We start from the raw sequence: 6,687 nt of genomic DNA, 5'->3' as shown, positions 1-6,687 counted from the left end.
TCAACTGCGGTGCCCTCGGGGGGCATGGATGCCCGAATGGCGCGGCCGGAGCGTCTATTGGGGAGGTCCATTCGGCCGATTCTGGCAGAAGAAACTGATCAACGGGCCATCCCGGTGACTGAGTAGACCCGCGCTAGCTGTCGTGTACCTGACAACAATGCGCCGGACTTGCCCTCGTCCGCACAGCGGCCTTGTCAATTGCCTGACCAGCGCAGGAGACTTAGCGCGCATATAGTTTTAGGAAGGCCCTGACTGATCGTCTGGTCCACCGGACCCGGCCCACTCAACCGGCCCACTCAACAAAGTAAATGAGAGGACACGTTGTGGACCTCTGGGATCTCACCAGACTGCTCTTTCGGCGGTGGTACGTCGCGCTGCCCATGCTCCTCGTGTCCCTTGCTTCGGTGGCGGTCATCAGCCAGACAGTGCCGCCGGATTACAGCGCGACCGGTCACGTCACGATGATTCCGCCCAGCCAGCGGACCCCGGCGGAGAATCCGACCAAGATTCAAAACCCTTGGGAGGAGCTGGGATTCCGGGCGCTGGGCCAGGCCGTCATCATCAAGCTTTCCGAGCAGAAGGTGCTCGAGGACCTCGTCAACGCCGGCTACACCGACAACTTCACGGTGGGGATGGACGATCGCACCCCGCTGTTCACCATCGAGTCCATCGGCAGCTCCGCGGAACAGGCGATCAGCACCACGCGCAGGGTCATGAAACTCATCGAAGAGGATGTGATGGCCCGCCAGACCCGTTACGGCGTGGCCGGTGGCGACCTGATCACGACCCTTGCCCTCGACAATGGCGACACCGTCGTCAAGATTACGTCCAAGGCGACCAGGGTGCTGCTCGTGGCAACGGCGCTGGGAGTCCTGCTGTCGGCCGCTACGACGATCGCAATCGATGCGATCCTGCGCCGCCGGTCTCGCCGGCGTGCGCCGCTGGACGGTGCGGCACCGGTGCTGGATGCGCTTGACGAGCTCAAGCCAATGCCCAAGGCGAAAGGCAAGGCGAAGATCGTCAAACAGCCGGACACCAATGGCGCCAAGCCTGCTGAAGCCAATGGCATCAAACCGGCCAAGGCGACGGCTTCCGTCGGGGGAGTCCGGGCCCCGGTCATGGTCAAATACATTGACGTCGACGCGATGGAAACCATGAATTTGGACGCCGCCGCCGCATCGCATCCGGAGGACGCCACGATCGTCCTCCCGCTGTACGGGGCGAAGCGCCCAGGCCGCGATGACAAAGGCAGGCGCGATTGAGCCTCACGTCGGTGCATCCTGTCGACTTCGAGCCGTCGCTGATCGGCGATAGCACCTACGCTTCCCGCCGCAGGCACACCCGATTCGACACGGCCGCGTGGCTGGGGTTCATGCTCGTCTTGCTCTACGTGTTGCCAGGGGAAGTGATCGTCCCCAACATGACCTATGCGGGCAGGCCGGCGCTGCTGCTTTCGCTGATGTTGTGTTGCTGGTGGATGATGACCCGGCTGAACCCGAGGCTGGCGATGACCGGCCCGCAGCCGGTGCGCTGGGCCGTCTTCGCCTACTTCACCACGCTTCTCATCTCCTATCTGGCCGGGTTGATCCGCGGGTTGACCGGTGTGGAGAGCAATGCTCAGAATTTCGCGATGCTGGCGGCTCTTGAGTTCGTGGGCGTGATTCTGCTTGCCGCCGACGGGATAGGAAACTGGGAACGCCTGAAACTGGTGCTGCAGGTCTATGTGGTCACGGCCGGATTCATGGCGATGGTGGCAATGGTCCAAGCCTTCCTCAAGTTCGACCTCGCGCATTATCTGACCCTGCCGGGCTTGGAGTTCAAAGGCGGCTTGGTGGGGTTTGAGCGCCGTGGACCGGGCGCGGAGAATCAATTCCGAGTGGCCGGGACGGCCCAGCATTACATCGAATTCAGTGTGTGTATGGCGATGGCTGCGCCTTTCGCGCTGCACCTCGCCCGGTTCGCCGAAGCCAAGTGGCAGCGCCGGGGCTTTGCCGTGGTCGCCGGGATGTGCGCTGCCGCGATCCCCATCTCCATCTCGCGGACGGGCATCCTCGCGCTCGCTCTGGCCGTGCTGGTGATGTTCCCGATGTGGAGCTGGCGGATCCGGTACAACCTAATCATTTTGGGAATGGGTCTCGTCGGCGCGATCGCGGTGGCCAAGCCCGGCGTGCTCGGCACATTGCGCTCGCTCTTCTTCGCCGGCAGCGAGGACCCGAGCGTCCAGGGCCGGCTGCTTGACTACACCTTCGTGAACCACTGGTTCGCGCAACGGCCGATCCTTGGCCGTGGTCCGCGCACTCTGGTGCCGGAGCTCTACGGCGGCATCGTGCTGGACAACCAATGGCTCTACACGCTGGTGACCGGCGGCATCGTCGGTGTCCTCGCGCTGGCCGCGTTGCATATCACCGGTATTACCCTGGCCGGCATCGCCTTGCGCAGGTCGACCCGCGAGGAGGATCGCCACCTCTGCTCGGCGCTGATCGCGTCACAGGTAATAGCGCTTGTGGTGGCGGTGACATTCGACTCGATGTATTACACGTCGTATACGAGCACGTTGGCCCTTTTACTCGGCTTCTGTGGTGCAGTATGGCGCTTTACCCACCCGGCTCGCACAATTCGCACTTTGGCTGTCCGCCGAAGGGCTGACTGACCATAAACCACAGTGGAGTGTCGGGAACTGTACTAGTAGAGGACACCATGTGTGGTTTCGAGAAGTGGCCCGAACGGCTTATCGTGCCCTAACCAACTAACAGTTTGTCTGGGTGAACGCCTGGTTGTGGACCACCTGAGCGTTTTATATCGTGCCGTCATTATCGGTGGCTGCATTAGAGGCCACACACACAATAACTGCCTATATATGTGACTGCAAATATTACTGTTCAGAATCGCGAAGGGAATCGCCGTGAGCGGACACCGGCAAGAGCGCTTAGAAAGACTTGTGCGACTTGTCATGCGGCGTTCGTCGCCGTCTCGGCTGTCCCGACGGCAGGTCACCATCGCGTCGGCCATTGCCGCGGTGCTGGCCGCCACCAGCATCGGGGTGATCTCGCAGGCGCTCGCCGCGGATCCGTGCAGCCCACTGGTCAACGCGGTCGCCTGTGAGAACAGTAAACCGGGCCAGCCGGAGTCCGAATGGGACATCGAAGGCACCGGCGACGCCACGATTCAGGGCTTCGCGACCAGCATGAGCGTCAACGTGGGCTCGACCGTCAGCTTCAAAATCAAGACGACCCTGCCGTCGTACCAGATCGACATCTACCGGCTTGGTTTCTACAACGGCAACGGCGCACGCAAGCAGCACACCATAAACGTGAACCCCTCCATTCCGCAGACTCAGCAGTGCGTCACCGATCCGAACACCGAGATCTACGACTGCGGCAAGTGGTCTGTTTCGGCGACGTGGAATGTTCCGTCGACGGCGGTGTCCGGTGTGTATATCGCCAAGCTGACCGCGAACAACGGCGACGTCAGCCAGATCCCGTTCGTCGTGCGCGATGACGCCAGCACCTCGAAGCTGTTGATGAAGACGTCGGACGCCACCTGGCAGGCCTACAACCGTTACGGCGGCTCGGACTTCTACACCGGCGGGGGCAACGGGCGCGCCTACAAGCTCAGCTACAACCGTCCGTTCGCGACCCGCGGTCTCGAGCTGGGCCGCGACTATCTGTTCTCCAACGAGTACCCGATGATCCGGTTCATCGAGTCCAACGGGTACGACGTGAGCTACACCACCGACATCGACACCGACGTGCGTGGTCACCTCATCAAGAACCACAAGGTGTTCCTCTCGGTCGGGCACGACGAGTACTGGACCGGCACCGCGCGGGCCAACGTCGAGTCGGCTCGCGACGACGGCGTAAGCCTCGCCTTCTTCGGCGGCAACGATGTGTACTGGAAGACCCGCCTCGAGCCGAGCCAGGACGGCAACAACACCGCGAACCGGACTCTCGTCTGCTACAAGGAGACCTGGGCCAACAGCAAGTCCGATCCGTCTCCGGAGTGGACCGGGACGTGGCGCGACCCGCGGTTCAGCCCGCCTTCCAATGGTGGCGTGCCGGAGAACGCGCTGATCGGCACCCAGTACATGGCCAACAGCACCGATCTTTCCCTCCAGGTCCCGGTGCAGCAGGGTAAAAACCGTTACTGGCGCAGCTCCACGGTCGCCAGCAACGCCGCCGCCAGCCTGGCCTCGACGCTCGCCCAGCACACCGTCGGCTACGAGTCCAATGAGGACACTGACAACGGTTTCCGTCCGGCCGGGCTCATCTGGCTGTCGACCACGGTCGGCCCGACACCCGAGTACCTGCAGGACTTCGGCAAGGTGGTGCTGCCGGGCACGACGACGCATCACATGACCATGTACCGCGCGGCCAGCGGCGCGCTCGTCTTCTCGGCGGGCACCGTCCAGTACGCATGGGGCTTGGACGCCAACCACGACGGCAACGGGGCAGCGGCCGACCCGTCGCTGCGCCAGGCCACCGTGAACCTGTTCGCGGACATGGGCGTGCAGCCCGGCACGCTGGTCAGCGGCCTGATCGCGTCGCCCGCGTCGAGTGACACCACGGCCCCGACCGTGACCATCAGCTCGCCGGCCGCGGGTGCCAGCTTCGCCAACGGCGCGCAGATCACCCTCACCGGCACGGCCACTGAGGTCGGCGGCGGTCAGGTCGCCGGCGTGGAGGTCTCGGTCGACGGCGGTCTCAAGTGGCATCCGGCCACCGGCACCACCTCCTGGACCTACAGCTTCATCTCGACCGGAATGAGCAGCCAGTCGGTCATGGTGCGGGGCATCGACGACAGTGCCAACGCGGGCACGAACCCGGCTACCCGGACGTTCAACCTGACCGGAGCGCACACGCTGTTCGGCGCCAAGGTGCCCAAGTTCACCACCTCAAGCGACACCCAGTCGGTGGAGCTGGGCGTGCACTTCGTTCCGCAGACCGACGGCATCGTCACGGGTGTGCGGTTCTACAAGGGCTCGGGCAACACCGGCACCCACACCGGCTCGCTGTGGTCGTCGACCGGAACCAGGCTGGCCACCGGCAACTTCACCTCGGAGACCTCCTCCGGCTGGCAGAGCATGAGCTTCTCGACGCCGGTTCAGGTCACGGCGGGGCAGACGTATGTCGTGTCCTACCGGGCACCGAACGGGCACTACGCCTCGGACGAGTACTTCTTCAGCTACGGGGACTGGGTGGCCGGCCCGCTGACCGCGCCGCGGCTGCGCGACACCACCGGCAACGGGGTGTCGACCTACGGCAGCGGCATGCCTGAGGACCAGTGGCGGGACTCCAACTATTACGTGGACGTGTCCTTCATCGCGGACAACGAGGCGGCGCCCTATGTCTCGGCGGTTACGCCGGTGTCCGGCGCCGGTGGGGTGCCCGCGAACGTGCACCCGTCAGCCACCTTCTCCAAGGCGCTGAATCCGGCCACGGCCGCGTTCACCCTGAAGGACCCGAACAACGTCTCGATCGCGGGCGCCACCGTCTACGACGACCCGACCAAGACGATCACCTTCACGCCGTCGGCCAACCTCGACCCGGCCAAGACCTACACGGCCACCGCGTCGGGTCAGGACATGGCCGCCAATAACGCCACCTACACCTGGTCGTTCACGACCGACCTGGACGCATCCGTGCTCAGGCTGTTCCCGAGCAACCTGACGCCGGCGATCCTCGCCGATCCGGACACCGACGGGATCGAGCTGGGCGTCAAGTTCACCCCATCACTCCAGGGCAAGGTCATCGGCGTGCGCTACTACGCGGGACCGGGTAACACCGGCACCCACACCGGCACGCTGTGGTCGGCCGGCGGTTCGCCGCTGGCGACGGTGACCTTCCCGTCCAGTTCGGGTGCGGGCTGGCAGGTCGCCTCGTTCAGCACGGCGGTGAACGTCACGGCCGGGACTACTTACGTGGCAAGCTATTTCGCGCCCAACGGCCACTACTCGTCCACGCCGAACTTCTTCGCCTCGACCTACACCAACGGACCGCTCTCCGCGCCCGGTGGCACGAACGGTGTCTACCGTTACGGCTCGACCAGTGGATTCCCCTCGAGCAGCTATGGCTCGACGAACTACTGGGTGGATCCGCTGTTCGTGGCGGATGCGGTGCAGCCAACCCCGTCGCCGACCCCCACCCCGACACCTACCCCGACGCCGACCCCGCCGCCCAGTGGCACCCAGCTCTCGCTCTTCGCGCTGACCGACACACCGGCGAACGCGGGCTGGAACGACGCCGCCTCACTCGAAGTGGGCGTCAAGTTCACCACCGACGTCGCGGGAGTGGTCACCGGAATGCGGTTCTACAAGGGGGCCAGCAACACCGGAACGCACACCGGAACGCTGTGGCTGGCTGGCACCAACGAGGTTCTGGCCACCGGCACGTTCAGCGGTGAGTCCGCCAGCGGCTGGCAGACACTGACCTTCTCGTCTCCGGTCACCATCAGTCCCGGTAGCACGTACGTGGTGTCGTACCACACGAATGTCGGATTCTACTCAGCGAACCTGAACTACTTCACCAGCGGATACGACAAGTCGCCACTGCATGTGCCCAGCAACGGGGCTGTTTACCGGTACGGGCCAGGCAACGCCTTCCCCAACAACGCCTCCAAGCACAACTATTGGGTAGACGTCATATTCATCGCCAGTTAACCCCGCGGTGAATACAGTAGGCCCGGGTTAAC

At 64.0% G+C, this 6,687-nt stretch carries 3 protein-coding genes; all 3 read left to right on the top strand.

Annotation, left to right across the window (positions count from 1 at the left end):
• Positions 1 to 323 precede the first annotated feature (323 nt).
• Positions 324 to 1,262: a GumC domain-containing protein gene (locus Rhe02_RS45210; RefSeq protein WP_203914735.1), complete on the top strand. Its 939-nt coding sequence runs from the start codon at positions 324 to 326 to the stop codon at positions 1,260 to 1,262.
• Between the two features lie 11 nt (positions 1,263 to 1,273).
• Positions 1,274 to 2,650, top strand: a complete 1,377-nt coding sequence (locus Rhe02_RS45205; protein WP_203914734.1) for an O-antigen ligase family protein — start codon at positions 1,274 to 1,276, stop codon at positions 2,648 to 2,650.
• Positions 2,651 to 2,950: 300 nt separating this feature from the next.
• Positions 2,951 to 6,655: a DUF4082 domain-containing protein gene (locus tag Rhe02_RS45200; RefSeq protein ID WP_203914733.1), complete on the top strand. Its 3,705-nt coding sequence runs from the start codon at positions 2,951 to 2,953 to the stop codon at positions 6,653 to 6,655.
• The last annotated feature ends 32 nt before the right edge of the window (positions 6,656 to 6,687 follow it).

It is taken from the genome of Rhizocola hellebori, assembly GCF_016862955.1.
GTDB lineage: Bacteria > Actinomycetota > Actinomycetes > Mycobacteriales > Micromonosporaceae > Rhizocola > Rhizocola hellebori.
Note: the sequence above shows the minus strand (reverse complement) of the source record. Positions and strands in the feature narration are given on the sequence as shown.